The sequence below is a fragment of the Mucilaginibacter sp. PAMB04168 genome, from assembly GCF_039634365.2.
Lineage (GTDB): Bacteria > Bacteroidota > Bacteroidia > Sphingobacteriales > Sphingobacteriaceae > Mucilaginibacter.
The window spans coordinates 1,197,569-1,222,869 of sequence record NZ_CP155079.2 but is presented as its reverse complement, the minus strand read 5'-3'; the positions used below and the strand labels follow the sequence as shown (position 1 = coordinate 1,222,869).

Here is a 25,301-nt window from a genome sequence, read left to right as displayed (position 1 = left end):
CATACCATCACATGCAGGGACAAGCCCCTACTTTAATTATAATTTGCATTGGCCTACTCCTGGCTGATATTTATATCACCAATGGCTTGCGCGAGGGCTTTAAAAAGTGGCGCTTTATACAGGCTAAAAGCTTTTTAGTGTTATACTGGGTGTTCTCATTACTGCTAGTTGCAGGTGTAATAGCCAGTGTGTTTCTAAAATTCAATTTAGGCTTTAAAGGTGCTGTGCTGTTGCTTTTCTTTTTAACCCTGTTTTGCAAAGTATGCTTTTTACTATTTTTACTGGTTGACGATATACGTCGCTTATCACTCTGGTGGGCACACAAACGCCATAAGCCCGAGCCCGAGTTTCCGGCAAGCCAGCCTAAGCCCGATAATATAACGCGGTCGGAGTTCTTGTTGAAGGCCGGTTTAATTGCCGGATCTTTGCCGCTGGCTGGTTTAACTTATGGCATTGTGAACGGCGTATACAATTACCAGGTAAAGCGGCGCACACTCTACTTGCCTCATTTGCCTAAAGCTTTCGACGGCATAAAGCTGGGGCAACTATCAGATATCCACTCGGGCAGCTTTTACAATAAAAAAGCTGTTTTGGGCGGAGTAGAAATGTTATTGGGCGAAAAGCCAGATTTTATTTTCTTTACTGGCGACCTGGTCAATACTGTGAGCAGTGAAATGCGTAATTATCAAGACATTTTTGCCAAAGTGAAAGCTCCCCTGGGCGTTTACTCCAGCCTGGGCAACCACGACTATGGTGATTACAAAGACTGGCCAAGCTTAGCCGCAAAGCAAAAAAACTTTAACGATTTACTGGTTACTCACAAAAATATGGGCTGGGATTTGCTGCGGAATGAAAACCGCCGGCTAAAAGTAGATGGCGAAGAAATTGGCATTTTAGGAGTAGAGAACTGGGGAGCCTTAAGCCGTTTCCCTAAATACGGCAAGTTGGATGAGGCGCTGGAAAATACCGACGATTTACCGGTTAAGCTCCTCCTCTCGCATGACCCTTCGCACTGGCGCGCACAGGTATTACCACATTATCCGCAGGTCGACGTGATGTTTTCGGGCCATACGCATGGCATGCAATTTGGCGTACAAACCGAACATTTTCAGTGGAGCCCCATCCAGTTTGTTTATAAAGAATGGGCCGGCTTGTACCATGAGGGCAACCAACAGTTGTACGTAAATGTTGGTTACGGCTTTTTAGGTTATCCGGGCCGGGTAGGTATTTTGCCGGAGATTACTATTTTTGAATTAAAGGCCGGACCTGATCCACTACAACATAAATCTTAATAAAAGATACTTTTCCCCTTAATTTCTTTCTAAACAAAAGCGGCTTGCTTATCATTGCATCAATAATGAAAAAGTTTGTACAAGCCGCCTTTGATGCTTTGCTGTTTAGCAATGTGTTTATGGCGCTTTGTGCCGTAGCGCAGGGGCTGGTTACTTTTCATATTGTAGGCGCCAAGCCGGTGTACCCTGTACTGGCCTTGCTCTTTGCGTCTACGTTAGGGCTGTATAATTTCTGCATATTAATTATCCGCCCCAAGCAACCACAAAACTCACCTTATAAGCGGGTGCGATGGTTTTTCAAGCATCATCACTTAATGGTTACTATCACCATTGCTGCTTTGCTGTCTTTAATTCCACTGTTCTTCCTGTTAGCCACTTCATCAAAAATATTATTGATAGGCTTGGCGGCATTATCATTTGGGTATGGCTTGCCTTTATTCGCCAACAAAGGGCGTAAATCTGGCCTTAGAAATGTACCGGGATTAAAGGCTATATTAATTACCCTGGTTTGGACATTAAGCTGTGTGCTGTTGCCTATATTTGAGGCACAAGATACAACACATGCCTACATACCGGCCGGCAGCACCTGGATTATTTTAGCCAAACGCTTCTTGTTCATTGCCGCCCTTACGGTTCCTTTTGACATACGCGATCTCTTTCAGGACCGTATAGCCGGCTTAAAAACCATCCCGGTAGCTTTTGGCGAAAAAAAGGCTTATTTATTTTGCCAGTTCCTACTGGCCGGGCACATCCTGTTGCTGTTACTGCTTCGCAACTACCGGATCACGAGCGATTTTTACGCATTAACAGCTGTAGCCATATTAACCGGGTGGCTTATTTTTAAATCGACCTGGAAACGTAACGAGTACTACTACTTTTTTTACTTGGATGGCGTACTGATACTGCAATACGTAGCGCTGGTATTATTTAAGCTTGCTTAATATGGCTGCCAACTATGATAACACTACCTGGTTTTACGAGCGCTTATCAAAACTGGTATTTGGGCAGGCTCAAATGAGCGCGCAGGAATATTTCCTGAAGCTCATCGAACCTCAAAGCAACATCCTGATCATTGGCGGCGGAACAGGCGAAATACTGGAAAGGCTTACCCGCTTGCACCCCGCAGGTTTACAGATTACTTACATCGAGATTTCGGCCAACATGTTAGCGCTATCACGTAAAAGAAATACGGCCCAAAACGAGGTGCGTTTTATTGAAGCAGATATACAGCACTATAGTCTTGATCGATCTTTTGACGTTGTGATAACAGCCTTTCTTTTTGATAATTTTTCTGAACAAGATTTATCGTATGCCTTCTCCAAGATACACCAGCATCTAAAGCCACGGGGCTTATGGTTGAACACCGATTTTCAGCTTACCGGCCCTTTATGGCAAAGGTTAATGCTAACAACGATGTATGTTTTTTTTAAAATATGGAGTGCTGTAGAGGTAAGGCAGCTCCCCGATGTAAAAGCATGCTTTAAGCGCTATGAGTATGAAGAAATAGACAAGAAAACTTTTTACGGAAAGTTTATATTGAGCAGTGTGTATAAGCGCTTTTAAGTAGACGTTACAGCTCCGTGAGAGATGCTTAATCATCTCTCACGGAACCTCCCCTATTCGTAAGCAAACTTATACCCTACTCCTCTAACAGTCTGCAGGTACTGGGGCGAATCGGGGTTGTTTTCTATCTTTTTGCGTAAGCGAACAATGTGCATATCAAGCGTACGGGTATTTACATCAGCGTTGTAGCCCCATACTTCCATCATGAGCTCTTCGCGGTTAATTACCTTGTTTCTGTTTTTCAGAAAGTAAAGCAAAATGCGGTTTTCCAGAATAGTCAGCTCAACTTTTTTACCAGCTTTTACCAGCAAGTGCGTATTAGGATGATGCTCCATATCTGCAAAGCGGTGCACTTCGGATTTATCGTTGTTTAACGAGAACTTGATCTTGTTATCAATCATGGCCACCAGTACATCCATATTGAATGGTTTGGTGATATAATCGGACACGCCGAAATTATAGGCTTCGATCTTGTCTATATCCTGCGCCTTAGCCGTCATCATAATTACCAGCTTATCAAAACCCTTTTGGCGTATATTGCTGCAAACTTCAGAACCCTGTATACCAGGCAGCATCCAATCCAGCAATACAATATCAGGTGTATTTTCGAGTATTATCTTTTCGGCATCATTACCATTGGCAGCCTCCAGTACTTTGTAACCTTCGCTCTCTAAACGCTCCGCTACCAAAAAGCGTAAGTTCTCGTCATCCTCAACCAGGGCAATCTTAATTTCTGTGTTCATGATCTAATTTTCGTAAGGCAAGGTTACTATAAACTCCGAGCCTTCATTTACTTTACTCTTTACCTGCAAATCTCCGTTCATAAAGTTAACCAGTTCTTTACAAAAAGCCAAACCCAGGCCAACGCTTCCGTTCTGGTTATACTGATTCTCGATGCGGTAAAACTTTTTAAATATATTGTTAATCTCGTCTTTAGGTATGCCAATACCCTTATCGGCAAACGAAAAAACAATATTACGCTTTTCGTAACCAATACTTATAAATAACTCTTTTTGCCCGGGATTAGAATATTTATAAGCATTTTCTATCAGATTTTGAAAAATACTGCCCATCAGCACCGGGTCGGTATAAAAGTTATAAATACCCTCAACCTTGTACCCCATTTCAAAATCAGGATACTTAATGCTAAAAGTATTAATGTATTTCTGAACAAACTGGTCCAGATTAATCTCTTCCTTATTCAACTTGATAGACCGGTTCTCGATCTGCGTAAACGAGAGCAGCTTGTTCATCAGCTCATTTAGCTTATCGGCTTCCTCATCCAGTATTTTACCGTAATGCTTGCGTTGCCGCTCGGTTAGCTCGCCTTCGCCCCGCAGGTTGGAGCCGGCTATTTTTATTACGCTCACCGGTGTTTTAAACTCGTGTGTAAAGTTGTTTATAAAGTCGTACTGAAGCTTGAACAGCTTGAGGTTAACGTTAAGGTTCCTGTAAATAAGCCAGCCGATTAAAACCAAAAAAACATAAATCAACAACACAATAGCACCTGTTGGCATGAACCGGCGGTTAATCTCATCCGATAAATGCCCTTTAGCCGACTGGAAGTATAACTTATAATCGGCAAAGGCACCCGGGAAAGCTACCTCTGTTCGCAGTTCGTTTTTATCATTATTCAGCGGATCGTACACTACGGGTTGTACGGATATATGCTGATACAGCTCCGGATGCGTATTTCTTAGCTTTATGGTGTAAACATCCAGCATAAACGTCATCATGTTATGCTTATAGTAAGCGGCCGTATTTCTGCCCTTTTGCAGTTCGCGGTAAATTTTTATGTCTTCGCGACGCGGGATGTTGAGGTAGCTGATCTTGCTGGGTCTTACATCATAAAAGGTACGGTATACCTCATCCTGACTGGGCACGCGTGAAGTATCAGCCTGAACGATGTAGTAATTAAACTTGGCCGCCATGGTTCTGAAATCCACATCGTCGGCATTTACACGCTGCCTGGCTCCAATTATACCGTTCTTACCCGTTTGGTATTCATAAACAGCTTTAACCGATATGCCCATACCGCTGCCAGCCCGGCTGCCAATAGCTATCTCATCATACCTGATCAGTTTCACAAATGGATAATCCTGAAATACCGAACGGGCATAATTGGCCGCAGATGATGAATCCAAAAAGCCTTGATAAGAGGTTATTTCGGGTATGCGGTTCTGAAAAAAATCGTTATAAGGCTTAATAGTTTGTTCCAGCACATCCAATTTGCGCGAATTGAATTCATTTTCCACATACCGGTAGGTAAAGTTGTAAGCAATAACCAGCGCTACAACTAAAGTAATGGATATAAGAATCAAAAAAGCTGCAATAAGCGAGAAGTTTTTTTGATAAACTGTATTATGCGCTTTCATGGGCATGATAAGTTAGGGCTTAACTTTCATGTTGCTGTTCAAAAACTTTTCAATCCTTTCGTACATATCCATACGGTTATGCTCGCTTTTAAAGAACATACGTTCATTTTCCTTAAGTACATACTCAACTGGTACGTTACGCTTTTGCAGCTCGCGCACAAACTGGTTAAGCTCGCTGATGTTAGCCCGTGGGTCTTTAGCACCCTGAAAGATGAGTAAAGGAGCCTTAATTTTATCGGTGTGAAAAACCGGCGATATATCCCTGAACATTTTGGCATCTGTTTCGGGATTGCCCACCATTTCATAAGTCATTTGAAGGCGTGGCTTAAAAAACGGAGGTATATCTTTTAGATAAGTAAAAAAGTTAATAAGCCCGTACTGCACCACCGCACAATTATAAAGTTTGGGATTAAATGAGATACCGTACAAGGCCGAAAATCCACCAAAGCGGGCGCCCATAATGGCCACCCTTTTAGGGTCGGCAACTTTTTGGTCAATAAGCCATTTCACGCCATCACTCAAATCGCTTTGCATTTTGCCACCCACCTGTTTAAAACCGGCACTCATAAACGCTTTGCCGTAACCGGTAGAACCCCGGTAGTTGGCTTGAAACACGGCGTAACCCCGGTTGGCCAAAAACTGTACTTCGGCATTATAGCCCCAAACATTACGGCTCCATGGCCCATCGTGCGGCATTACTATCAGCGGTAAGTTTTCTGCTTTATCACCTAGTGGCAACGTAAGGTAGCCGTTAATCAGCATCCCATCACTGGCTTTGTAAGCCACGGGCTTCATTACACAAAGCTCGCCCGGTTTTATGCTGGTATTTAAGTTGCTTAACTGGGTTAGTTTGCCGCCACTGCGTTCATACATATAATATGTACCCGGGTTACGGTCGGTATAGCTATTAATGATGTACTTGGCCTCGGCCGTATCACGGTCAACGAAGCGAATAATGCCGCCTTTGATCTTCTGCTTCAGATCGGCATAAATGCTCTTGGCTTCATTGTTCAGAAAATACTTATGTGGTTTATCGTCTTCCCAACCCGCATACTCCAGGCGGTGCTTATTACGCGAGTAACCAACATCCATTATATCGGCCTTGCTGCCTGCATAAACCACTTTCTCTTCGCGGCCGTTTTCGGCATTAATCTCAACCAAGGCTGTTTTATCCCTGTTCACGTTAGATACGGCGTAGAAAGATTTTCCACCCAATGTTATAGCTATAGGATCTACCCGGTTTTTGAAATTATTTTTAATAATGGCTTTGAACGGCGAAAGCTCATTTGCCCGGTATAATATGGTTTCATCAACCCCATCTGATGCTTTGGCTAAACGTATCTTACCATCATTATCGGGGTACCATTCGGTAATATTGCCCGGGTTAGGAATATACAGGTCAAGCGCTCCGGTTTTAATGTTCAGATGATAAACGTCAAAATTGGCAGGGTTGCGCTTATTCATAATAATGGTAACCACATCTGGCTGTTTACGGCTACGGTTGAGCAACTTAATACGGGTTTTGGTTTGCGTAAGCAGCGTACGGGTTTGCAGCGTGTTTACATCCAGGGCATACATTTTAAACTCATCGGCCTCGGTTAAGTCCTGGTTAAATACGAGTTGGTTATTGTAGGTCCAAAAGTAATCGCGAACTGAATTATCGGTAAATGAGGTAGCCATTCGCTCCTTACCATCGGCCAGCGACTGGATGAACAGATTTTGCTTATCTTTATATGGTTTTAGGTAAGATAAGTACTGACCATCAGGCGATATTTTGAAGAAACTTTTCTCTGGCGTTTTAAAAAAATCACGTATCGGAATCTGCCTCTGTTCTTTTTGCCGGCACGAAAACGCCAGCGCGAGTATCAATATGAGCACAAACTTTAAACGGCTTAACATAGTGTAATCAGTCTCCTGCTTTTTCAATCAGGTCAAATTAGATAAATTATATTGTCTGCTTAACAATGTCACTATAATTTTACCCGTTAGTAAAGGCATAAACTATTGGTAAATATATAACTGGCTACGCCCGCAATTTATTATTTTTGGTAACATGAAGTATAGCTTTTGGCTTATTGTTTTACTCCTGGCATTATCCACAAGCCTGCATGCGCAGGATAAGGATCTGCAGTTGGCCAGGCAGTATACATCAAACGGCGAACTTCAAAAAGCGGCCGATATTTACCAGCGGCTTTATAAGCAGGATAACGAAACTTACTTTTCGTTGTACACGGATAACCTCATTGGCTTAAAGAAGTTTGATGAGGCCGAAAGCGCAGCTAAAAAAATGATGCGCAAATATCCCGCAGAAAATCAGTACGCCATAACGCTGGGTAAAATTTATACTGAACAAGGCCGTGCCGATAAAGCTAACGATGTATACAGCGATCTGGTTAAAAAGCTGCCCGCCCAACCCGGTGCTATCAGTGCCCTGGCCACCCAGTTTTACCAGGCCGAAAACTTTGACCTGGCTATTAAGATATTGCAACAAGGCCGCAAGCAATTACAAAACGAGCAGTTGTTTGCCATGGAACTTATTAGCCTTTACCGCATAAAACGCGATAAAGCCGCTTTAACTGAAGAATACCTGAACCTGCTCACGGTAAATCCTATGTACTTTAACCAGGCGCAAAATACGCTGGCCACCGTGTACCAGGGCGAAGCCGATTACGACTTACTGCGTGTGGCCCTGTTAAAACGCCTGCAAAAAGACCCGCAGCAAATTATTTATACCAATTTGCTTACCTGGCAGTACCTGCAACAAAAAGAATATGACCAGGCGTTAAACCAGGCTATAGCGCTTAACCGCAGGCAAAGCAATAACGGTAATGATGTATTTGACCTTTGCCAAACGCTGGTAGCTAACGGCGCTTATGATGCCGCTATACGAGGCTATGAATACCTCCTCACTAAAAACACCCGTACCGATGAGCTTTATATACCTTCAAAAATAGAACTGGTTAATACCAAAAACCTAAAGATAACATCCGGGAAGTACGTACAAGAAGATTTGCTGAGTCTGGAAAAAGATTACACTGATTTACTGACCGAATTTGGCCGTACAGCCAATACTGCCTTTGCCATGCAAAAGCTGGCTAACCTGCAAGCGTTTAAACTGCACAAGCTTAATGAAGCGCAAAAATTGCTCGAAGAAGCGGTAAACATTAAAACCCTGCGCCCGCAGCTGATGGCCGGTTGCAAGCTGGATTTGGGCGACGTTTACCTGATAAACAACCAGCCCTGGGAAGCTACCTTGATTTACAGCCAGGTAGAAAAGGCGTACGCCGGCACGCCGATGGCGCAGGATGCTAACTACCGCAATGCTAAACTCTCCTACTACACCGGCGATTTTAAATGGGCTAAAGGGCAGTTGAACGTTTTAAAAGCTGCCACCTCACAATTAATCGCTAATGATGCGCTTAATTTATCTTTGTTGATAGCCGATAACCTGGTGGCCGACACCGCTGGCAACGCCTTAAAATTGTACGCGCGGGCCGATCTGCTGATTTTTGCCGAGCAGCCCAATAAAGCTATGCTTACACTGGATAGTATTGACAAGAAATTTCCAGGCAATGCCTTACAGGATGATATATTGATGGCCAAAGCCCGGTTATTTCTGCAAAAGAAGGAATACCAAGCTGCTGCGGTAAATTTAAAGGAGATTGTGGCCAATCATCCTGCCGACCTTTGGGCCGACGATGCGGTGTACATGCTGGGCACCATTTATGAAGAACAGCTTAATGACAAGGAAGCGGCCAAAACGTATTTTCAAAAAATTATTACCGATTACCCGGGCAGTGTATGGATTGGGAACGCCCGTAAACATTTCAGAATATTAAGGGGCGACAAGGCTGATAGCGCTTCATAATTTATATTTTTGCTACCGATGATTATTTATAACGAAACGTTTGTAGTTGAAGCCAGTGCCGAACAGGAATGGCTGCAATGGATGCAAACAGAACATTTGCCTGCCGCCCTGGCCACCGGCTATTTTACCAGCCACCAAATACTACAGGTGCTCGACTCGCCTAATGAGGGAGTTACTTACTGCATACAGTACCTAACCGACGATATACAAAAGTATCAATTGTTTAAAGAGCGGCATTTACACCATCTGCATACCCGGCACCACCAGCAGTTTGAAAACCGCTATGTACTTTTTAACAGCTTAATGAAATCTGTCAATTAAAAATATTTATCCATCACATGAAAGTTACCACCACAGCTATTGAGGGACTGTTGATTATTGAACCCCGTATTTTTCCGGATGACCGCGGATACTTTTACGAAAGCTTTAACAAACAAAAATTTGCAGAGGCCGGCATTACAGCCGATTTTGTACAAGACAACCAGTCGTTATCTCAAAAAGGTACGCTGAGAGGTTTACATGGGCAGGCCGATCCTTTTGCACAAGGCAAGCTGGTGCGTGTGCTGCAAGGCCGGGTATTGGATGTTGCGGTTGATATCCGTAAAAATTCACCTACTTATGGCCAGCATGTAACAGTTGAACTGAGTGGTACCAATCATTTACAGTTCTGGGTTCCACCAGGTTTTTTGCATGGCTTTGTAACTTTGGAAGATAATACCATCTTCACTTATAAAGTAACTAACTTTTACAACAAAGAATCTGAAATTGGTGTAATTTGGAACGACCCCAAATTGGCTATTGGCTGGGGTATAGATACGAAAGAGGTATTGCTTTCTCCCAAAGACGAATTATTACCAAGCTTCGAAGATTTTAATAGTCCGTTTTAATCGGTAGCAGTTAGAGTAGCAGTAGCAGTTTTACTCAAAGGTTTACCTTTCAAACTGCTACTGCTACTTCATGCTATTGCTCCTTAAGCTACCCGTAAATCCTTGGGCATACGGCCGTGCAATAAAAACTGCGCCCACTTTTCGCTGCCGTTTAATAGCGCTGCCTTAGAAGCCCGCTGCCAATTATAATGGCAAAGCACTTGTTCAATAAAAATGCAGTCTCCATCAGCCCTTACAAGTGCGTACTTTGCATGTGGTGTCATTGATTCCATGGCAAAACGATTTTCCCCGTTACCCAAGTAAGCGGGCAACCCAACACTACCCGGATTCAGTATAATTTTTCCGTTAGAAAGATATACCACCCTGTTAACATGCGAGTGGCCACACAAAATAATGCGTTGCTTAATGTACTTTGTCTTTTCAATTAGTTCTTCGTCGTTATAAACAAATACGCCATGGGCTGTCACTTTTTCCAGAAAGTACTCGTTATCGCTTTCTGGCGTGCCGTGGCAAACAAAGAACAGGTCATCGCAAATTGCGGTTGTGGGCAAATTCTTCAGCCAGTTAATCGTTTGTACCGACAAGTCGGCTTTAACCCTTTCCATGTTCTCCTTTTCCGACGGTTTATCCAGACTCTCCAATATTTCGCGGTCGGTATTGCCGCTAATACACAGCATGTTAACCTGCTGTATAATTTTTGCGCTAACCTCAGGCTCTAACGCACCAAAAACATGGTCGCCCAGGTTAATGATAGTATCTACCTGCTTTAATTGAATGTCTTTCAATACCGCCTGTAAGGCCAATGAATTGCCGTGAATATCAGAAAGGATCGCGTAAGTCTTCATATGTAAGTACTAACAAAAAAGGTTGAAATTTGTCGCTTTCTTTACACGAAATAATTAACGATAGGTTACTGGATTAAATTTTTTGATTCTATTGGCAACAGTGTCAAAAAAAATGTCATCTCGAGCTGTAATAAGAAGTCTTGTACATCGATGCAATATCGCTGCAAAAAAATTTCTCGCTTACGCTCGAAATGACATAGAGTTATGCTTTCTTAAGTACCTACTTTGTTGCAGGCGTGCTAATCAAATTGTACAGTTCATCTAGTTTCGGTGTCAACACAATCTCTATACGGCGGTTCTTGGCGCGGGCCTCGGTAGTTGTAGCCGGGTCAATTGGCTGGAACTCACCTTTACCCGTAGCCGTAATGCGATGCGGATCGATCTTTTCAACTTCTGTTAAGTAGCGGCTTACCGATGTAGCACGTAGTACGCTCAGGTCCCAGTTATCTTTTATCTGGCCAAGGTTTACCACACGCTGGTTATCGGTATGACCTTCAATAGCCAGGTTGATATCGGCCTCCTTATTTAAAACGGCAGCCAATTGCTTTAAAGCTTGTTTACCTTTCTCATCAATCACAATACTACCCGAAGGGAAAAGCAATTTGTCGGTTAATGATACATAAACCTTACCGTTGCGTATATCAACCGAAAGGCCGCTTTGCTGAAAGCCCAGCAACGCTTGCTGCAGTTTATTTTTTAACGCATTTGTAGCCTCATCGCGTTTACGTAAAATTTCTTCAACCTCACGCAGGCGGGCCTCACGCTTTTGCAAGTCGCCCGATACTTTGCTTAATTGAGTTGAATTGGCATTGTAGCTGCTGTTTAGCGCATTATAGTTGCGCTGCAGGTCGGCCAGTTCGCGGTGCAAGCGGGCGGTATCACTTTGCAGGCGTGCCAGCTCGGTTTCGAGATTCGTAGTGCGACTTTGCAGCGAATCACGACCGGCTACAAGCGCTTTATATGCCTTAGGCGACATTACCTTGCACGAGTGCAATGCCATCCCCATAGTAAGGGTTAATAATAGATACTTAATTTTCATGATGATACAGGTATGTTGCGTATTTAATTAATAGCGTTATTTAAAAAGATGTTTAACGGATGTATTTGGGCGCATAAGGCAGCTATGTTTTTTGCAGCATTAGGGCCGGTAAGCTCTTTATCGGTCAAATCACGATAAGCGATGAAGCTTTTTAATTTGAGCAGTTCAATATTTTCGTTATCGGCATCATACCCTTTCGGCAGGGTCTTCAGCTTTTCCTGATTCCTGAACTCACCAAAGGTTTTTTTGAACGTTGGTGCGTCTATTATTTCTTTAAATTCGGCGGAGTTGTAGTCAATTTCCTGCCTTATGGCTTTTAAGTGTTCGCCCTGAGGCAGCCAATAGCCACCGGCTACAAAAGATTTTCCGGGTTCTATTTGCAAGTAAAAACCAATTTCAACTACCTTATGCTGGGTTAACCTGCCTACAGCAAAATGTGATTTATACGGTGATTTATCTTTACTAAACCGCACATCACGGTAAATGCGCATTACGCATTTTTTGGAGTTGAGTTTGGCATCGACGCCGGTATCAGCCTTTGCTAATTCGGTAATCAGCTCATCGGTAAAGGTTAGTATATTTGCGTGTGCTTTATCATACTGTTCCTTGTTAGCCTGAAACCACTCGCGATTATTATTGCGGACCAGATCTGTTAAAAATTTAAAAGTATCAGGATAGATCATCAGTATCTAAATAGGGCTGGTAGTGTATCTTGGGCGACAGCCAATATAATAAAATAACTCTTGAATAACGGTAATTAAACGGCGCCATCAAAAACGCACCACCCAGTATTACACTGAGGTATAACCAGGGCGACTCCATATTTCCGGTCAAAAAATAGGTTATAAAAGCAATGGTAACTGCTTCGGCCACGTTAAAGGCGTAACTTACATACATGGCTGCGTAAAAGTACCCTGGCTCAATCTCAAAGTGCAGACCGCAGTGCGGGCACTCTTCCAGCATGCTGTTACCGCCAAAGCTGTACATAGCACCTTTAAACATCTTGCCCCTTCGGCACCGGGGGCACCTTGCCTGTAGCATTGCAGTAAATTGTGGTGTTTGTGCCATAGGTAAATTGGTTTATACAAAAAATCCGGCTTTAACCGGATTGTTTTAGTTTAAATGAAATTTCTCTTTGCCCATATTCATTTCCACATTCTTACGGCGGTACTTTTTATACCATACGTAACCTACCGCAGCAACTGCAATATAGGGGGCAGCCAGTAAATATAATATACCCTTGTTAAGGCCATTGGCTTCGGTATTACCATCTTTAACGCCGGCCTCGGCAGTGGCCGAACACATGGCACATTGTGCAGCAGCCGGCTGTATACCTAACAGCATCAAGCCCAAACACAAGCTGTAGAATAAAATCTTTGCGCTCTTCATCGGTACAAAATTACTTAATTCTTTGTTTAAAAATTGTAATAACGTGCAATCATCATATATACCACTACGCCGCTAACGGTTACATAAAACCACACCGGGAATGCCCATCTTACCAGCTTCTTATGCCTTTCTACCTGCATTTGTAAACCACGATAAAAACTAAGCAGTATTAAAGGTAATACAACCGCTGCCAGTATAATGTGTGTTATTAAGATAGCATAATAAAAGTAACGCAAATTACCTACCGCCGCCTTCTCCATGTCCGACAGTTCGTGGTTACCGTCAATATCACCAAACATGGTATCGTGCCCTAGCCAGTGGAACAATATGTACGATACCAGGAACAAAGCCGATAAGCAAAATGCTAATATATTAACGCGTTTATGCCACACAACTTGTTTATGCCTGATTAAATATAATGAGATCATGAGCAGTATACTGCATGTACCATTAAGCACTGCATTAAGTTTTGGAAAGAAATACAGCCAATGAGCCGGTACGGCCGGGGCAGGTAGTACCTTACGGTTAAGTATTACAACTACAACAAATACAAATATGGATATGCCGGCTACAAACCGGAATATAAATTTATCAGTAACATTCATTAATTAGGAGCTTTTATCTTGCGCAGTTCTTCTGCTATCTGTACTTTAATTTCGTCATTCAGTTTAACTACATCCTGCAGTGCGGCGCCGTCATACTTACCTCGTATGTGTTTATCGGCGTCAATCAGAATTAGCTTGTTGCTGAATATGAACTGGCCGCCGGTTTTAACAGCGTTCTCTAAAAAGCCATTGCGGGCAAGCGGGTAAATAGTACTAGTGTCGCCGGTTAAAAAGATCCACTTATCGGCAGCATAGCCCAGCTTTTTAGCATGCTTTAATAACACGTCCGGAGTATCGCGATCAGGATCGACCGTGATGCTTACAAACTTAACCATACGGTTTTTGCGATAAGCGCCGGCGAGGCGGTCAATGTTCTTTTCCATAGCGCCTACTAACGCAGGCCCATTGGAGTAAAAGAAATTAACCACAAAAACCTTGCTTTCAAAATCTTTTGATGATATGGTCTTACCTAGTTGGTTAGTTAAACTAAAGTTGCCAATGGTATGGTAAATAGTATCCGGAATATATTTACCATGAAATTTATGACCGGTTTTGGCCACTTGTTTAGGGCCATAATGCGGTAAAGGTTTGTACCGGTTTTTACCTTTTACGGTTAGTAAATAATAGAAAAATCCTGGTACCGCTAAAATGAGCACCAGGATTATCAATTTTTTTACCTTTAATGGCAGGTCGTTCATTTAACCTCTCAAAACCTTAAGTCAACCCAGTGGTGACTCTCGTTGGTTAACACCAGTATTAAACCGATGATAAACAGCGTTGGCACCAGTATAGAATACATTAAGCCCACTTTTTCGAACTTTAAGTGCATAAAGTAAGCAACAATGTAGAACGCCTTAGCTAAAGTTAAGACGATGTATATTGGGTTAGCGACATTTATTTTGATGATCTCATGAGGTACCATGTAAAGCGCTATAAAAAACTCTATAGCCGTAATACCCAGCAGTACAAAGAATACCTGCCAGATTTTTTTACGGGTCATGGTATCATGCGCTGCATGATCTTCGTGATGTTCTGTATGTGTTTCTGATGACATGTTTAAAATCAGATTAAATTGTAATTATACTAAATAGAAGAAGGTGAACACAAATACCCATACTAAATCCACAAAGTGCCAGTACAAGCCTACTTTTTCAACCATCAAGTAGCTTCCGCGACGGTCGTAAGTACCAGCCAGCACATTGATCAGGATAACGATATTAATGATTACACCGCTAAATACGTGAAAACCATGGAAACCGGTTATGGTAAAAAACAGGTTTGCAAACTGTTGTGTGTAAACAGCTGATGGTGTTACCCCTTCAGGGAAAAACTCTTTTATCTCGTAAGGGATTTTACCCCAGTTAAAACCTTCATGGAATAAGTGCTGCCACTCCAGCGCCTGGCAACCCAGGAACATGAAACCGCCAATAACGGTAGCAATTAACCAGCCTGCAACTTCCTTACGTGCGCCACGGTGTCCGGCCTCAACACCCAGTACCATAGTAACCGAGCTCATAATGAGGATAAACGTCATTAAACCAACGAACACTAATGGTGCGCCGTGCTCAATCATTCCGGGTACGGATTGAAAGATATGATCGGCAGCAGGCCAGCTGGTTGAGCTGAAACGTAATGCGCCGTAAGCAATTAATAAGGATGAAAAAGTAAATGCATCTGATAACAGGAAAAACCACATCATCATTTTGCCGTATTCAACCGAAAACGGCGACCGTCCGCCAGCCCATGGCGTTGTTTTCACTTCATCTATAGGTGATGTAACCGCTGTTGTACTCATTTGTACTTATTGTGTAGGATGATTAATTCTGGTTCAAAAGTAAAAAAACATAGAGATAAATCCATATAATATCGAGAAAATGCCAAAAAATTGAGGACATCTCCATACGGAACAAATTTATCACCTGTGGTGTTTTGCGATATGTACTTACAAGGCTTATAATAATCAACACCAATCCGCCTAAAATGTGCAGTAAGTGCATGCTTGAGAATACATATATAAAAGATTGTGATGCGTTGGGGTTCACGAAAAACACCTTCATCACAAAAGCCAGTACATACCATGCGTAAACCTGCAACCCTAAAAAGGCAAGCCCCAGGAACAGGGTCATCCAAAGGAAGGTTTGCTGCGTTTTAAACTGCAGGCGTTTTGCTGCTCTCGAAGCAACAAACATGGTTATGCTGCTCAATACAATAACTATTGTACTGTACAGGAATTCAATAGGTAGTTTAACGAGCATGGCATGCCCCTTACCACCAATATAAACAATAAAACCGCTTGTAAGCGCTGCAAAGAACATAAACGACGAAAACACAAACAGCCACATGTTGAACCGTTTGGGGGTTAAGTCTAACTTATCTCTATCTTGTTGAAACCGAGCCATCATTACTTTTTCACTATAAAATCAAACAAAAACATTAACTGCACCACAGGCAGGTATAAAAATGAACCGAACATTAACTGCCGGGCCGATTTAATCTCGAGTGTACGCATCAGCATAAACGACTGATACAAAAATATTAAACTACAAATTAATGATACGCCGCCTACATAATAACCGCCATAACCATAGAAGGTTGGCAGTAAACTTACCGGCACCAATACCAGTGTAAATATAAAGGTTATTACTGCGCTGATAAGGTTACGCTTGCCAGTAGGCAGCAATCGGAACCCGGCCAATTTGTAATCATCATCCAGCACCCAGGCAATCGCCCAAAAATGTGGGAATTGCCAGATAAACTGTATACCGAACAATATCAACGCCACCTGGTCTATCTTTGGATGTACAAACGCTGCAACATAGCCAATTAGCGGTGGTAATGCACCGGGTATAGCACCAACAAAAACCGATATCGACGATTTTTGCTTCAGCGGCGTGTAAGCAAAAGCGTATAATATAATAGCAAATACCGACAGAAAACCGGTTAACAAATTTAGGCTTCCGAGCAAATAGGTACCAAAGATGCCCATAAGCAGACTTAGTACTAGTGCTTGTCCGTTAGTCATTCGTCCAGACGGTAGAGGGCGGTCAGCCGTACGTGTCATGAGGCGATCCAGGTCCTTTTCTATGATCTCATTAAAGCCGTTGGCCGCACCGGTGATCAGAAAGCCGCCTACAATTAATTTTGCCCAATTAACCCAGTTTACAAAGCCATTTACCTGGCTACCAATTAAAAAGGAAATTGACGCCGAGAACACTACCAGGAAGGTAAGCCTGAACTTAACCAGCTTTATCAAATCTTTCCAAAAGCTCATTTACGTACCTCCGTATATTTAACCGAACGTGTAAAGTTCAGCAATAAGTAAAATTGTGCACCAAACACCAAACTGGCCAGCACAATGTGTGACGCTTGTGCAACCGGTGGCAAGGCCCAGTATGATAACGCTATTCCAACTCCTATTTGCAGCACAATCATCAAAAATATGAAGCTCATGAGCTGCTGCTGTACCGAATGCCTATTAAAGTTGCGCCTAATGAGCGCATAAAGCATCACGTTAAATACCACAACCAGCAAAGCCATATCGCGGTGTGTACTAAATATCTGCCCCGCTTTTTCAACCCATTGTTCGCGGTAAACACCCTGGTAATGGTCAGCAACCTCATCGATTTTTTCTCTAACCTCGGTACCAAAGGTTATTTGCAGTACGCTCAGTAAAACCGCAGCTACGGCAATAATCTTAATTAACGGTTTAGTGTTAATGTATGGTTTACCGTGCACCTTAGCCAGGTGGTAGGTATAAATGGTTAAACCCAAAATTACCAGCGCCAGCAGCATATGTACGGTCACAATCCAATCAACTAAATTAGTTGAAACCACAATAGATCCTAGCCAAGCCTGAAAAACGATTACAACTAAATTTACAATACTGAGTATAGGTATCCATTTGTTATCGGCACCATAACTGAAAGAAAATACAGCAGCTAATAACAAAAATACACCAGATAAGGCGCCTACAAGGCGGTTAATATACTCCGTCCAGGTACGGGAGGCGTTGAATTCTTCCGGTACCAGTATCGACTTGTCCTGCCGTATGCGGTTAGCCAGTTCATTGTAGCCAAACACATCAAGCGTTTTGGCGAACCGCTGATTTTTGGCAGCTCGCTTAGCTACATAAGCTTGCTTATAATCAGCCGGTAGTTCACTGGCATCGGTAGGTGGTATATAGCGGCCAAAGCATTTAGGCCAATCCGGGCAACCCATACCCGACCCGGAGCTGCGAACAACACCTCCGGCAAGTATCAAAACAAAAAGCAAAACAATAGCGATAAGGGAGGTTTGTCTGAATCTTGCTTTGTTTGTTGTTTTACTCATTTATGTGCTAAAAAATTAGGGTACCTGTTTAGGAAATACTTCCGATACAGATACCCTAAATCATCAGAATTCTAAATTCTTATTTCTTTACTTCGCCTGGTTTTTCAACCCAGTCTTTATGCGACTCTAATTTTACCGGATTATCTTCAAAATCGTGTGGCAAGTTAGAGCTTAATGTTTGTGAGAAAGGCACAGTTTGAGGGATGAAGTCCTCATCATGGCCAGGTTTGCTATAATCATACGGCCAACGGTAAACAGTTGGAATTTCGCCAGGCCAATTACCGTGAATATGTTCAACTGGTGTAGTCCACTCCAATGTTGTAGAGTTCCATGGATTTTGAGGCGCTTTTTCACCGAAGAAGATCGAGTAAAAGAAGTTCCACAAGAAAGCCACTTGTGCTAACGCCGACAGAATAGCCGCCCAGGTGATGAATGTATTTACAGACACCCACTGTTTCAACGATTCAATCTCAGTAAATGAATAGTAACGACGTGGTACACCATCCAAGCCCATAAAGTGCATTGGGAAGAACACCAGGTAAGCACCAATAAAGGTTAACCAGAAGTGCAGGTATCCTAATTTAGTGTCCATCATACGGCCAAACATTTTAGGGAACCAGTGGTAAACACCCGCAAGCATACCGAAAATAGCTGCCGAACCCATTACCAAGTGGAAGTGAGCTACCACGAAGTAAGTATCATGTAGGTTAATATCTAACGCAGCGTTCCCCAGGAAAATACCTGTTAAACCACCTGAGATGAAGAAAGAAACCAAACCGATAGCAAACAGCATGGCCGGCGTAAACCGGATGTTACCGCGCCATAGGGTAGCTAAGTAGTTAAATGTTTTTACAGCCGATGGTACCGCAATTATCAATGTGGTGATCATGAACACACCGCCCAGGAACGGATTCATACCCGTCACGAACATATGGTGACCCCATACAATGAACGATAAAACCGTGATACCAATTAAGGAGTAAACCATGGCATGATAACCAAAGATTGGCTTACGTGAGTTGGTTGCAATAACTTCGGATGATATACCCAAAGCCGGCATAATTACGATGTATACCTCAGGGTGACCCAGGAACCAGAATAAGTGCTGGAACAAGATTGGGCTGCCACCTTCAAACGCAGTTTGCTGGTTTTGAACAACTATGTCTGATAAATAAAAGCTAGTACCAAAACTGCGGTCAAAAATCAATAAAACAACACCGGCAACAAGTACAGGGAACGCTAATACACCCAGGATAGCAGTAAGAAAGAAAGCCCATATAGTCAAAGGCATTTTCCAAAGATCCATACCTTTGGTACGCATGTTCAGGATAGTACTAATGTAATTGATACCCCCTAAAAGCTGTGAAGCAACAAACAAGGTCATACTGATTAACCAGTAAGTCATACCGGCACCTGAGCCCGGCATTGCCTTAGGTAAGGCAGATAGCGGCGGATAGATAGTCCATCCTGGACCGGCTGGACCTTTTTCGGTAAAGAAAGAAGCCATCATGATCACACTTGCTACAAAGAACAACCAGTAAGATAGCATGTTCATGAAAGGCGATGCCATATCACGTGCTCCCAATTGATATGGAATCAACAGGTTACTAAAGGTACCGCTCAAACCTGCAGTTAATACAAAGAATACCATGATGGTACCGTGTATAGTAACTAACGACAGGTAGAAGTTGGTATCCAAGCGTCCGCCCGGAGCAAAACGACCTAATAAAGTTTCCAGTAAAGGGAATGCTTTTTCCGGATAGGCTAATTGAATACGGAAAAGGATAGACAGTATCATGGCAATAACCGCCATGATGATACCGGTAATTAAAAATTGCCGGGCTATCATTTTGTGATCCTGACTGAAGATGTACTTCGTCAGGAAAGTTTCGTTATGGTGATGTTCGTGATCGTGATCATGATGTCCTACGCCGTGATCCTGAACTGCTAATGTTGACATAATCGCTATCTCTTGATTAATTAATTGACGCTAATCGGTTTTGTAATTGTGATTGCTTGTAAAGCGGGTTGTCAGCTAACTTAAGTTCCTTTTTCAATTCAGAGCTTAGGTAAGGCTTTTGCCTGGCAAGCCAGTTTTGATACTCGGCCTGGCTAACTACAACAACCAGTTTTTGCATGTTAAAGTGGCTACCACCGCAAATTTTGTTGCAATACAAACGATAGTCAAAGTCAGGCTGATCTAACTCAGAACGCATTTCGGCTGTAGTTTTAGTTGGCGTAAATTTGAAGTAGGTAGGTAAACCAGGTACAGCGTTAATTTGTACACGGAAGTTTGGCATATAAACACTATGTATTACATCCTGTGCAATAATGTTTAAACGAACCGACTTGTTTACAGGTAGCATTAATGTATCTGCCTGTATATCGTCAAAACTGTTCTTGTCGTCGTAGCTCAGACCCAGTTTGTTGGTGCCGCTAACCAGTTTAATATTCTTTTTGCCCAATTTGCCATCTTTACCTGGGTAACGCAGCTCCCAGGCAAACTGGTGACCGGTTACATCAACATTTAAAGATGCTGGCTCACCTTTGGCATCAACCGTGTTGGTTATTTTGCGCCAGGTTAAGAAGCCAAATACTACCAGGATGGTCAGAACAATTGCCGGAGCAACAGTCCAGATCTTTTCAATAGTATTATTGTGCGGGTAATAGTAAGCTTTGCGTTTGTCAGACCCTTTGTATTTGAAAACGAAGAAGAACAGTAAGAACTGTGTAAGCAGGAACACCGCAAAGGTGATCAGGAAGGTAGTCCAGAACATTGTGTCCAGCGTTTTACCGTGTACAGAGGAAGCATCACCTAAAATCATGCTTCCATGTACGGTAAATGAGTAGTACACACCCACCAAACCTGCAACCAGGAAAATCAGGAAGCCAACGGCCATTACATTATTCCAGTTTATGCCCTTTTTACCTTGCATTTGCAAGGTGAGGTCATAAACCTTTAATATTTTACCTACAATAGCTACAACAATACAAACTATTAAAAATAACAGCGCGTAGTAACCAACAGTGCTCCACATACCAGCCGATTGCGCTGAAGTGTCGCCGCTATCGGTAGCGGTAGCATTTGAGCTGGCAGTTTGCGCCATCACCAGGTTAGTACCTAGCAGCAGCACCATCGCTACCAGCGATAAGAACTTTTTATAATTTATTAGATGCTTGAATGCCATTTTTATCGATGATTTGGAATTCTATAATGATTTGCAAAGGTAAGCAATTATTGAATGTGGTGATGAAGGCTTTCTTCCAGGAACGGGTGTTTTTTAGGAATAAGCGATTCGAACTTGCTTAAAGCGTTCAACATCACGAAGGTAAATAAACCTGCAAAGCCTGCAAAAATTGCCATGTCTTGTAAAAACTCTACCAAATCGAACATGTGCTCTTTTTCGATAGTGCCTGGCATAATCATCAGGTAGTAATCTAGCCAGTGACCGATGATGATAATGATGGCCGCAATTTTCATTCTGTTCATTGAACGTTTACTATCGTTCTTCATTAACAGTAATAACGGTGCCAGGAAGTTTAGTATAATATTTAACCAGAACCACCATTTGTACTCAGGCTCCCAACGTTTGTAGAAGTACACACTTTCCTCTGGGACATTAGCATACCAGGTAAGGAAGAACTGCGCAAACCATACATAGGTCCAAAAGATGGAGAAACCAAAGATCAGTTTACCCAAATCATGGAAATGGCTTTCGTTAACCCAAGAGAAGTAACCGTTTTCTTTTAGGATAATTAACGTTAATGCAATTACCGCTAAACCACTTACGTGCACTGCAGCCAGGTTATACCAACCAAACATAGTTGAAAACCAATGTGCTTCTAATGACATAACAGCACCAAAGGCATATATGGGAAAGGTAAAACCAAAAATAGTTAAGAAGATAGCCGAAATTTTGAAGCTTTTGTTATAGTTAAGCATGCCGCCTAACGCGTCTTCATTATTTGAATATTTAACTAGCTGGCTACCAAACCAGGTATAAAGACCCAGCAATACGATTAAGGTACCAAAAAAGAAAGGCACGTTAAGGAAAGCCGACTTACCAGCGATGATGGTATCATAAATTTCGCTTTTAGGATCTGACAAGCCCGGAGTAGCCCAGTGCGCGTACAGATAAGGTGCCATAACTTTATGGCCTTCGTGCATTTCGGGATGTTTTACCAACAAACCGGCGCCAACCACTATTAATAATATGACAACAGCTACACCTAAAGCACGGGCAAATGCCTGCGGAATACGTAAGAAACTAACAGACCAGCCGGCTTGCGCCATGTACTGATAAGCCAGGAAGAATACACCAGCTACGCAAACGCCTACAAAATAGTAGCTTGAAAGCAGTAGATTAGAGAAAGTGTTTTGAATACCTTTTTCGCCTCCGAAAAAGCCTGCTAGTACACCTACAATGCCTATTACAATACCTACAAGGCTGAAGGTTTTAGCTTTGCCGGCAAATTCAAAACGTTCGTTAAAACTATGTTGATGAGTGCTCATTTAAGCTATAAAATTATAAGGTTTGCAAATGGTGAACATACATAATTACTTTCCAGCGCTCTTCTGGTGCCAGCTGCGAGGCATATGACCCCATTGCGTTTACACCGTAAGTAATAGTATGGTATATTTTACCGTCATTTAGATCTTTCATGGCGCCACCACGAGAAGATGTTCCTTTTGAGTACGAAGGCGGCGGCGGGTAACCGTGCTGGGTTACTGTACCATCACCCTGACCGGTCATGCCGTGGCAAGGTGAGCAGAACGACTCGTATAATTTCTTACCCTCGGCGTAGTTTGCCTGCGTTTGTGCAAGCATGTTCTTCACCTCAACAGATGCCTGGTCGTAACCCGCTCTTGTATTTGGATAATCGAAACGGGTAAAGCCAACAGGCACTGTACCTGCAGGAGGTAGTTGTGCGGTTTTACCGTCTTTAAAGTTTTTGTTCGGTTGATCGTACTCAGGTGCAATGTGCTCATACATATTCGGAGCATATTGCCAGCCGGTGCTTCTTTTATCTTTGCAGGATGTAGCTACAATCGTTGCAGCAACAGCCATTATTGTTGCACCAAATATTCTTATTTTACTCATAGCTAACATATTTCCTTTCGTTATGCTTAACTTCAACTGCACCAGCTTCTTCCAGTAAGCGGGTTATATCATCATGCGGTACATTACCTTTAGCATCAATGGCTATTACAAAGCGGTCGTCTGTTGCTCTCAAATCCATTACGCGCGGAGCACGGCCCGGAAACAAGTGAGTTGCGGCATAAAATGTAAACACCATACCAAAGGCCGAGAACAAGATAGTCCACTCAAAGGTAAAGGGTACGAAGTTTGGCATAGCAAAGTGGGGTTTACCACCTACGTTTAATGGCCAGTCATGCACCAGCGTATAATATAATATACTAAAGATTACTGAACCACCCAGGCAGCCAAAGCAAAATGCTGCATAACCTAAACGTGATTCCTTAACGCCTAATTTAGCCTCAATACCGTGGATTGGCATTGGGGTGTAAACGTCATAAATAGGGATACTGCTTTTTTGTAGTTTCTCAATCCCGTGCATCATATTGTCCGGGTCATCAAAACATCCTAATATAAATTTAGTGCTGCTCATGGTTATGCTTTTTGGTATTGAGTTAAATCAACACTGTCGTATTTCTCTAATGCTTTAACATAATCTGCCTGTTGCTCCGGCTCCAGGTGGCCGTCATCAATCAGTTTCTTTTTAGCCTGCTCGCTCGATGTTTTCAGCAACAGTTTAACCTCAGCCATAGCCACTGATGGTAACACGCGGATGAATAACAGGAACATTGTGAAGAACAAGCCGATTGAACCTACGAAGATGCCTACGTCTGTCCAGGTTGGATAGAACATTACCCAGCTTGACGGCAAGAAATCGCGGTGCAGGGAGGTAACGATGATGACGAAACGCTCAAACCACATACCGATGTTAACAATGATTGATAATATCCATGCTAACGGGATGTTGATACGGATTTTTTTGAACCAGAAGAGCTGAGGTGTAATTACGTTACAGGTCATCATGCTCCAGTAAGCCCACCAGTACGGACCAGTTGAACGGTTAATGAATGCATATTGCTCATACTCAACACCTGAGTACCAGGCGATGAAAAACTCAGTGATATAAGCCACACCCACGATTGAACCGGTTAACAAGATAATCTTGTTCATTGACTCGATGTGGAACATGGTGATATAGTTCTCTAAACCTAAAACCTTACGGGCAATCAGCAATAGGGTTTGCACCATGGCAAAACCTGAGAAGATCGCGCCCGCAACGAAATATGGCGGGAAGATGGTAGTATGCCATCCTGGCTCCAGTGATGTGGCAAAGTCGAATGATACGATGGTGTGTACCGAAAGTACCAGCGGTGTTGAAATACCGGCCAGGATTAATGACACAGTTTCGAAACGCTGCCAGGTTTTTACTGAACCTGTCCATCCGAAAGAAAGAACAGAGTATATACGGCGGCGTAGGCCTGTAGCGCGGTCACGGATACTTGCAATATCAGGTAATAAACCGGTGTACCAGAATATCAACGATACGGAGAAGTAGGTAGAGATCGCGAACACGTCCATCATCAGCGCCGAGTTCCAGTTTACCCATAGTGAGCCGTACTGGTTAGGCAGTGGTAAAGTCCAGTAAGCCAACCAAGGGCGGCCCATGTGACCAAAGATGTAAGTGGCCGCACAAATAACCGCGAAAATAGTCATTGCTTCGGCAGAACGGTTGATAGAGTTACGCCAGTTTTGACGGAATATCAGCAATACAGCCGAGATAAGCGTTCCGGCGTGACCGATACCTACCCACCACACGAAACCGGTGATGTCCCAGGCCCAGCCCACTGTTTTGTTCAATCCCCACTCTCCTACACCGAACCAAAAAGTCCAGCTGATAGAGAATACCCATAATGCTGCTCCGGCAGATGCTAAGGCAAAGCCGATCCACCAGGCCAAGTTGGGTTTATTTTCAACAGGGAGTAAAACCTCGTTAGTAATTTGGGCATAGGTAATGTTCTTGCCCGTAATTAACGGTTCCCTGATTATTGCTTCACTGTGAGATGCCATAGT

General features: G+C 42.9%; 27 protein-coding genes. 6 read left to right on the top strand and 21 right to left on the bottom strand.

The annotated features are described in order from the left end of the window. Window positions 1-11 precede the first annotated feature (11 nt). From ABDD94_RS05255 to ABDD94_RS05245, 3 genes are all read left to right on the top strand, one after another. Complete coding sequence (locus ABDD94_RS05255) at window positions 12-1,292, top strand: metallophosphoesterase (protein WP_345954970.1); 1,281 nt, start codon at window positions 12-14, stop codon at window positions 1,290-1,292. Window positions 1,293-1,357: 65 nt separating this feature from the next. Further along, on the top strand, window positions 1,358-2,233 hold the full coding sequence (locus ABDD94_RS05250; protein WP_345954969.1) for a hypothetical protein: 876 nt from the start codon (window positions 1,358-1,360) through the stop codon (window positions 2,231-2,233). A 1-nt stretch (window position 2,234) separates the two neighbouring features. Continuing rightward, window positions 2,235-2,855, top strand: a complete 621-nt coding sequence (locus ABDD94_RS05245) for a class I SAM-dependent methyltransferase (protein ID WP_345954968.1) — start codon at window positions 2,235-2,237, stop codon at window positions 2,853-2,855. Window positions 2,856-2,908: 53 nt separating this feature from the next. Here the strand turns inward: ABDD94_RS05245 and ABDD94_RS05240 are convergent, their stop codons facing one another. From ABDD94_RS05240 to ABDD94_RS05230, 3 genes are read right to left on the bottom strand one after another with little or no spacing between them, the layout of a single operon-like run. Further along, on the bottom strand, window positions 2,909-3,598 hold the full coding sequence (locus tag ABDD94_RS05240; protein ID WP_345948584.1) for a response regulator transcription factor: 690 nt from the start codon (window positions 3,596-3,598) through the stop codon (window positions 2,909-2,911). Window positions 3,599-3,601: 3 nt separating this feature from the next. Next, window positions 3,602-5,230: a HAMP domain-containing sensor histidine kinase gene (locus ABDD94_RS05235; protein WP_345954967.1), complete on the bottom strand. Its 1,629-nt coding sequence runs from the start codon at window positions 5,228-5,230 to the stop codon at window positions 3,602-3,604. Window positions 5,231-5,242: 12 nt separating this feature from the next. Continuing rightward, window positions 5,243-7,156, bottom strand: coding sequence for a S9 family peptidase (locus tag ABDD94_RS05230; protein WP_345954966.1), 1,914 nt, complete (start codon window positions 7,154-7,156; stop codon window positions 5,243-5,245). Between the two features lie 127 nt (window positions 7,157-7,283). Between ABDD94_RS05230 and ABDD94_RS05225 the strand changes: the two genes are divergently transcribed. Genes ABDD94_RS05225 through rfbC form a run of 3 tightly spaced genes read left to right on the top strand, consistent with a single transcriptional unit; the run spans window position 7,284 to window position 9,985 of the window. Then, the gene (locus ABDD94_RS05225) at window positions 7,284-9,098 is read left to right on the top strand and encodes a tetratricopeptide repeat protein (protein ID WP_345954965.1); all 1,815 of its coding nucleotides are present in this window, start codon (window positions 7,284-7,286) and stop codon (window positions 9,096-9,098) included. An 18-nt stretch (window positions 9,099-9,116) separates the two neighbouring features. Beyond that, window positions 9,117-9,419: a DUF4286 family protein gene (locus tag ABDD94_RS05220; RefSeq protein ID WP_345954964.1), complete on the top strand. Its 303-nt coding sequence runs from the start codon at window positions 9,117-9,119 to the stop codon at window positions 9,417-9,419. A gap of 17 nt (window positions 9,420-9,436) precedes the next feature. After that, window positions 9,437-9,985, top strand: coding sequence for a dTDP-4-dehydrorhamnose 3,5-epimerase (rfbC, locus tag ABDD94_RS05215; RefSeq protein ID WP_345954963.1), 549 nt, complete (start codon window positions 9,437-9,439; stop codon window positions 9,983-9,985). Between the two features lie 83 nt (window positions 9,986-10,068). On the opposite strand, the gene ABDD94_RS05210 is transcribed toward rfbC, so the two are convergent. From ABDD94_RS05210 to nrfD, 18 genes are all read right to left on the bottom strand, one after another. After that, a complete protein-coding gene (locus ABDD94_RS05210) occupies window positions 10,069-10,830 on the bottom strand; it encodes a metallophosphoesterase family protein (RefSeq protein ID WP_345954962.1) in 762 nt (253 codons plus the stop codon). Window positions 10,831-11,050: 220 nt separating this feature from the next. Beyond that, on the bottom strand, window positions 11,051-11,869 hold the full coding sequence (locus tag ABDD94_RS05205; protein WP_345954961.1) for an OmpA family protein: 819 nt from the start codon (window positions 11,867-11,869) through the stop codon (window positions 11,051-11,053). 23 nt (window positions 11,870-11,892) lie between these two features. Beyond that, the gene (locus ABDD94_RS05200; RefSeq protein ID WP_345954960.1) at window positions 11,893-12,552 is read right to left on the bottom strand and encodes a DUF2461 domain-containing protein; all 660 of its coding nucleotides are present in this window, start codon (window positions 12,550-12,552) and stop codon (window positions 11,893-11,895) included. Next, on the bottom strand, window positions 12,539-12,937 hold the full coding sequence (locus ABDD94_RS05195; protein WP_345948593.1) for a DUF983 domain-containing protein: 399 nt from the start codon (window positions 12,935-12,937) through the stop codon (window positions 12,539-12,541). Before ABDD94_RS05195 ends, ABDD94_RS05200 begins: the two co-directional genes overlap by 14 nt. A gap of 45 nt (window positions 12,938-12,982) precedes the next feature. Next, a complete protein-coding gene (locus ABDD94_RS05190) occupies window positions 12,983-13,258 on the bottom strand; it encodes a hypothetical protein (protein WP_345948594.1) in 276 nt (91 codons plus the stop codon). 26 nt (window positions 13,259-13,284) lie between these two features. Further along, a complete protein-coding gene (locus ABDD94_RS05185; RefSeq protein WP_345948595.1) occupies window positions 13,285-13,863 on the bottom strand; it encodes a DUF420 domain-containing protein in 579 nt (192 codons plus the stop codon). Next, complete coding sequence (locus ABDD94_RS05180) at window positions 13,863-14,561, bottom strand: SCO family protein (RefSeq protein ID WP_345954959.1); 699 nt, start codon at window positions 14,559-14,561, stop codon at window positions 13,863-13,865. Before ABDD94_RS05180 ends, ABDD94_RS05185 begins: the two co-directional genes overlap by 1 nt. An 8-nt stretch (window positions 14,562-14,569) precedes the next feature. After that, window positions 14,570-14,917 carry a cytochrome C oxidase subunit IV family protein gene (locus ABDD94_RS05175; RefSeq protein WP_345948597.1) on the bottom strand — a complete coding sequence of 116 codons (348 nt, stop codon included), beginning with the start codon at window positions 14,915-14,917 and terminating at the stop codon, window positions 14,570-14,572. 24 nt (window positions 14,918-14,941) lie between these two features. Further along, complete coding sequence (locus ABDD94_RS05170) at window positions 14,942-15,658, bottom strand: cytochrome c oxidase subunit 3 (RefSeq protein ID WP_345954958.1); 717 nt, start codon at window positions 15,656-15,658, stop codon at window positions 14,942-14,944. Between the two features lie 22 nt (window positions 15,659-15,680). Further along, entirely contained in the window at window positions 15,681-16,265 is a 585-nt protein-coding gene (locus ABDD94_RS05165; protein WP_345954957.1) for a cytochrome c oxidase subunit 3, read from the bottom strand. Beyond that, entirely contained in the window at window positions 16,265-17,134 is an 870-nt protein-coding gene (gene cyoE, locus ABDD94_RS05160) for a heme o synthase (RefSeq protein ID WP_345954956.1), read from the bottom strand. Before cyoE ends, ABDD94_RS05165 begins: the two co-directional genes overlap by 1 nt. Continuing rightward, window positions 17,131-18,192, bottom strand: a complete 1,062-nt coding sequence (locus tag ABDD94_RS05155) for a COX15/CtaA family protein (protein ID WP_345954955.1) — start codon at window positions 18,190-18,192, stop codon at window positions 17,131-17,133. The genes cyoE and ABDD94_RS05155 overlap by 4 nt, the downstream gene beginning before the upstream one ends. 79 nt (window positions 18,193-18,271) lie before the next feature. Next, the gene (locus ABDD94_RS05150) at window positions 18,272-20,152 is read right to left on the bottom strand and encodes a cbb3-type cytochrome c oxidase subunit I (protein WP_345948602.1); all 1,881 of its coding nucleotides are present in this window, start codon (window positions 20,150-20,152) and stop codon (window positions 18,272-18,274) included. Between the two features lie 16 nt (window positions 20,153-20,168). After that, on the bottom strand, window positions 20,169-21,380 hold the full coding sequence (locus ABDD94_RS05145) for a cytochrome c oxidase subunit II (protein WP_345954954.1): 1,212 nt from the start codon (window positions 21,378-21,380) through the stop codon (window positions 20,169-20,171). 47 nt (window positions 21,381-21,427) lie between these two features. After that, the gene (locus ABDD94_RS05140) at window positions 21,428-22,705 is read right to left on the bottom strand and encodes a quinol:cytochrome C oxidoreductase (RefSeq protein WP_345954953.1); all 1,278 of its coding nucleotides are present in this window, start codon (window positions 22,703-22,705) and stop codon (window positions 21,428-21,430) included. A gap of 13 nt (window positions 22,706-22,718) precedes the next feature. Then, window positions 22,719-23,294, bottom strand: coding sequence for a cytochrome c (locus tag ABDD94_RS05135; RefSeq protein WP_345948605.1), 576 nt, complete (start codon window positions 23,292-23,294; stop codon window positions 22,719-22,721). Continuing rightward, window positions 23,287-23,823, bottom strand: a complete 537-nt coding sequence (locus ABDD94_RS05130) for a DUF3341 domain-containing protein (RefSeq protein WP_345948606.1) — start codon at window positions 23,821-23,823, stop codon at window positions 23,287-23,289. The genes ABDD94_RS05135 and ABDD94_RS05130 overlap by 8 nt, the downstream gene beginning before the upstream one ends. A 2-nt stretch (window positions 23,824-23,825) precedes the next feature. Continuing rightward, the gene (nrfD, locus tag ABDD94_RS05125) at window positions 23,826-25,298 is read right to left on the bottom strand and encodes an NrfD/PsrC family molybdoenzyme membrane anchor subunit (RefSeq protein ID WP_345948607.1); all 1,473 of its coding nucleotides are present in this window, start codon (window positions 25,296-25,298) and stop codon (window positions 23,826-23,828) included. Window positions 25,299-25,301: the final 3 nt, after the last annotated feature.

Coding starts and splice junctions, on each gene's coding strand:
- ABDD94_RS05185 (WP_345948595.1), bottom strand. CDS start 13,863: ATGAATGTTACTGATAAATTTATATTCCGGTTTGTAGCCGGCATATCC.
- ABDD94_RS05205 (WP_345954961.1), bottom strand. CDS start 11,869: ATGAAAATTAAGTATCTATTATTAACCCTTACTATGGGGATGGCATTG.
- ABDD94_RS05150 (WP_345948602.1), bottom strand. CDS start 20,152: ATGTCAACATTAGCAGTTCAGGATCACGGCGTAGGACATCATGATCAC.
- ABDD94_RS05210 (WP_345954962.1), bottom strand. CDS start 10,830: ATGAAGACTTACGCGATCCTTTCTGATATTCACGGCAATTCATTGGCC.
- ABDD94_RS05200 (WP_345954960.1), bottom strand. CDS start 12,552: ATGATCTATCCTGATACTTTTAAATTTTTAACAGATCTGGTCCGCAAT.
- ABDD94_RS05255 (WP_345954970.1), top strand. CDS start 12: ATGCAGGGACAAGCCCCTACTTTAATTATAATTTGCATTGGCCTACTC.
- cyoE (WP_345954956.1), bottom strand. CDS start 17,134: ATGAGCTTTTGGAAAGATTTGATAAAGCTGGTTAAGTTCAGGCTTACC.
- ABDD94_RS05130 (WP_345948606.1), bottom strand. CDS start 23,823: ATGAGCAGCACTAAATTTATATTAGGATGTTTTGATGACCCGGACAAT.
- ABDD94_RS05195 (WP_345948593.1), bottom strand. CDS start 12,937: ATGGCACAAACACCACAATTTACTGCAATGCTACAGGCAAGGTGCCCC.
- nrfD (WP_345948607.1), bottom strand. CDS start 25,298: ATGGCATCTCACAGTGAAGCAATAATCAGGGAACCGTTAATTACGGGC.
- ABDD94_RS05235 (WP_345954967.1), bottom strand. CDS start 5,230: ATGAAAGCGCATAATACAGTTTATCAAAAAAACTTCTCGCTTATTGCA.
- ABDD94_RS05180 (WP_345954959.1), bottom strand. CDS start 14,561: ATGAACGACCTGCCATTAAAGGTAAAAAAATTGATAATCCTGGTGCTC.
- ABDD94_RS05190 (WP_345948594.1), bottom strand. CDS start 13,258: ATGAAGAGCGCAAAGATTTTATTCTACAGCTTGTGTTTGGGCTTGATG.
- ABDD94_RS05175 (WP_345948597.1), bottom strand. CDS start 14,917: ATGTCATCAGAAACACATACAGAACATCACGAAGATCATGCAGCGCAT.
- ABDD94_RS05245 (WP_345954968.1), top strand. CDS start 2,235: ATGGCTGCCAACTATGATAACACTACCTGGTTTTACGAGCGCTTATCA.
- ABDD94_RS05250 (WP_345954969.1), top strand. CDS start 1,358: ATGAAAAAGTTTGTACAAGCCGCCTTTGATGCTTTGCTGTTTAGCAAT.
- ABDD94_RS05240 (WP_345948584.1), bottom strand. CDS start 3,598: ATGAACACAGAAATTAAGATTGCCCTGGTTGAGGATGACGAGAACTTA.
- ABDD94_RS05225 (WP_345954965.1), top strand. CDS start 7,284: ATGAAGTATAGCTTTTGGCTTATTGTTTTACTCCTGGCATTATCCACA.
- ABDD94_RS05165 (WP_345954957.1), bottom strand. CDS start 16,265: ATGATGGCTCGGTTTCAACAAGATAGAGATAAGTTAGACTTAACCCCC.
- ABDD94_RS05135 (WP_345948605.1), bottom strand. CDS start 23,294: ATGAGTAAAATAAGAATATTTGGTGCAACAATAATGGCTGTTGCTGCA.
- ABDD94_RS05170 (WP_345954958.1), bottom strand. CDS start 15,658: ATGAGTACAACAGCGGTTACATCACCTATAGATGAAGTGAAAACAACG.
- ABDD94_RS05155 (WP_345954955.1), bottom strand. CDS start 18,192: ATGAGTAAAACAACAAACAAAGCAAGATTCAGACAAACCTCCCTTATC.
- ABDD94_RS05145 (WP_345954954.1), bottom strand. CDS start 21,380: ATGGCATTCAAGCATCTAATAAATTATAAAAAGTTCTTATCGCTGGTA.
- rfbC (WP_345954963.1), top strand. CDS start 9,437: ATGAAAGTTACCACCACAGCTATTGAGGGACTGTTGATTATTGAACCC.
- ABDD94_RS05220 (WP_345954964.1), top strand. CDS start 9,117: ATGATTATTTATAACGAAACGTTTGTAGTTGAAGCCAGTGCCGAACAG.
- ABDD94_RS05140 (WP_345954953.1), bottom strand. CDS start 22,705: ATGAGCACTCATCAACATAGTTTTAACGAACGTTTTGAATTTGCCGGC.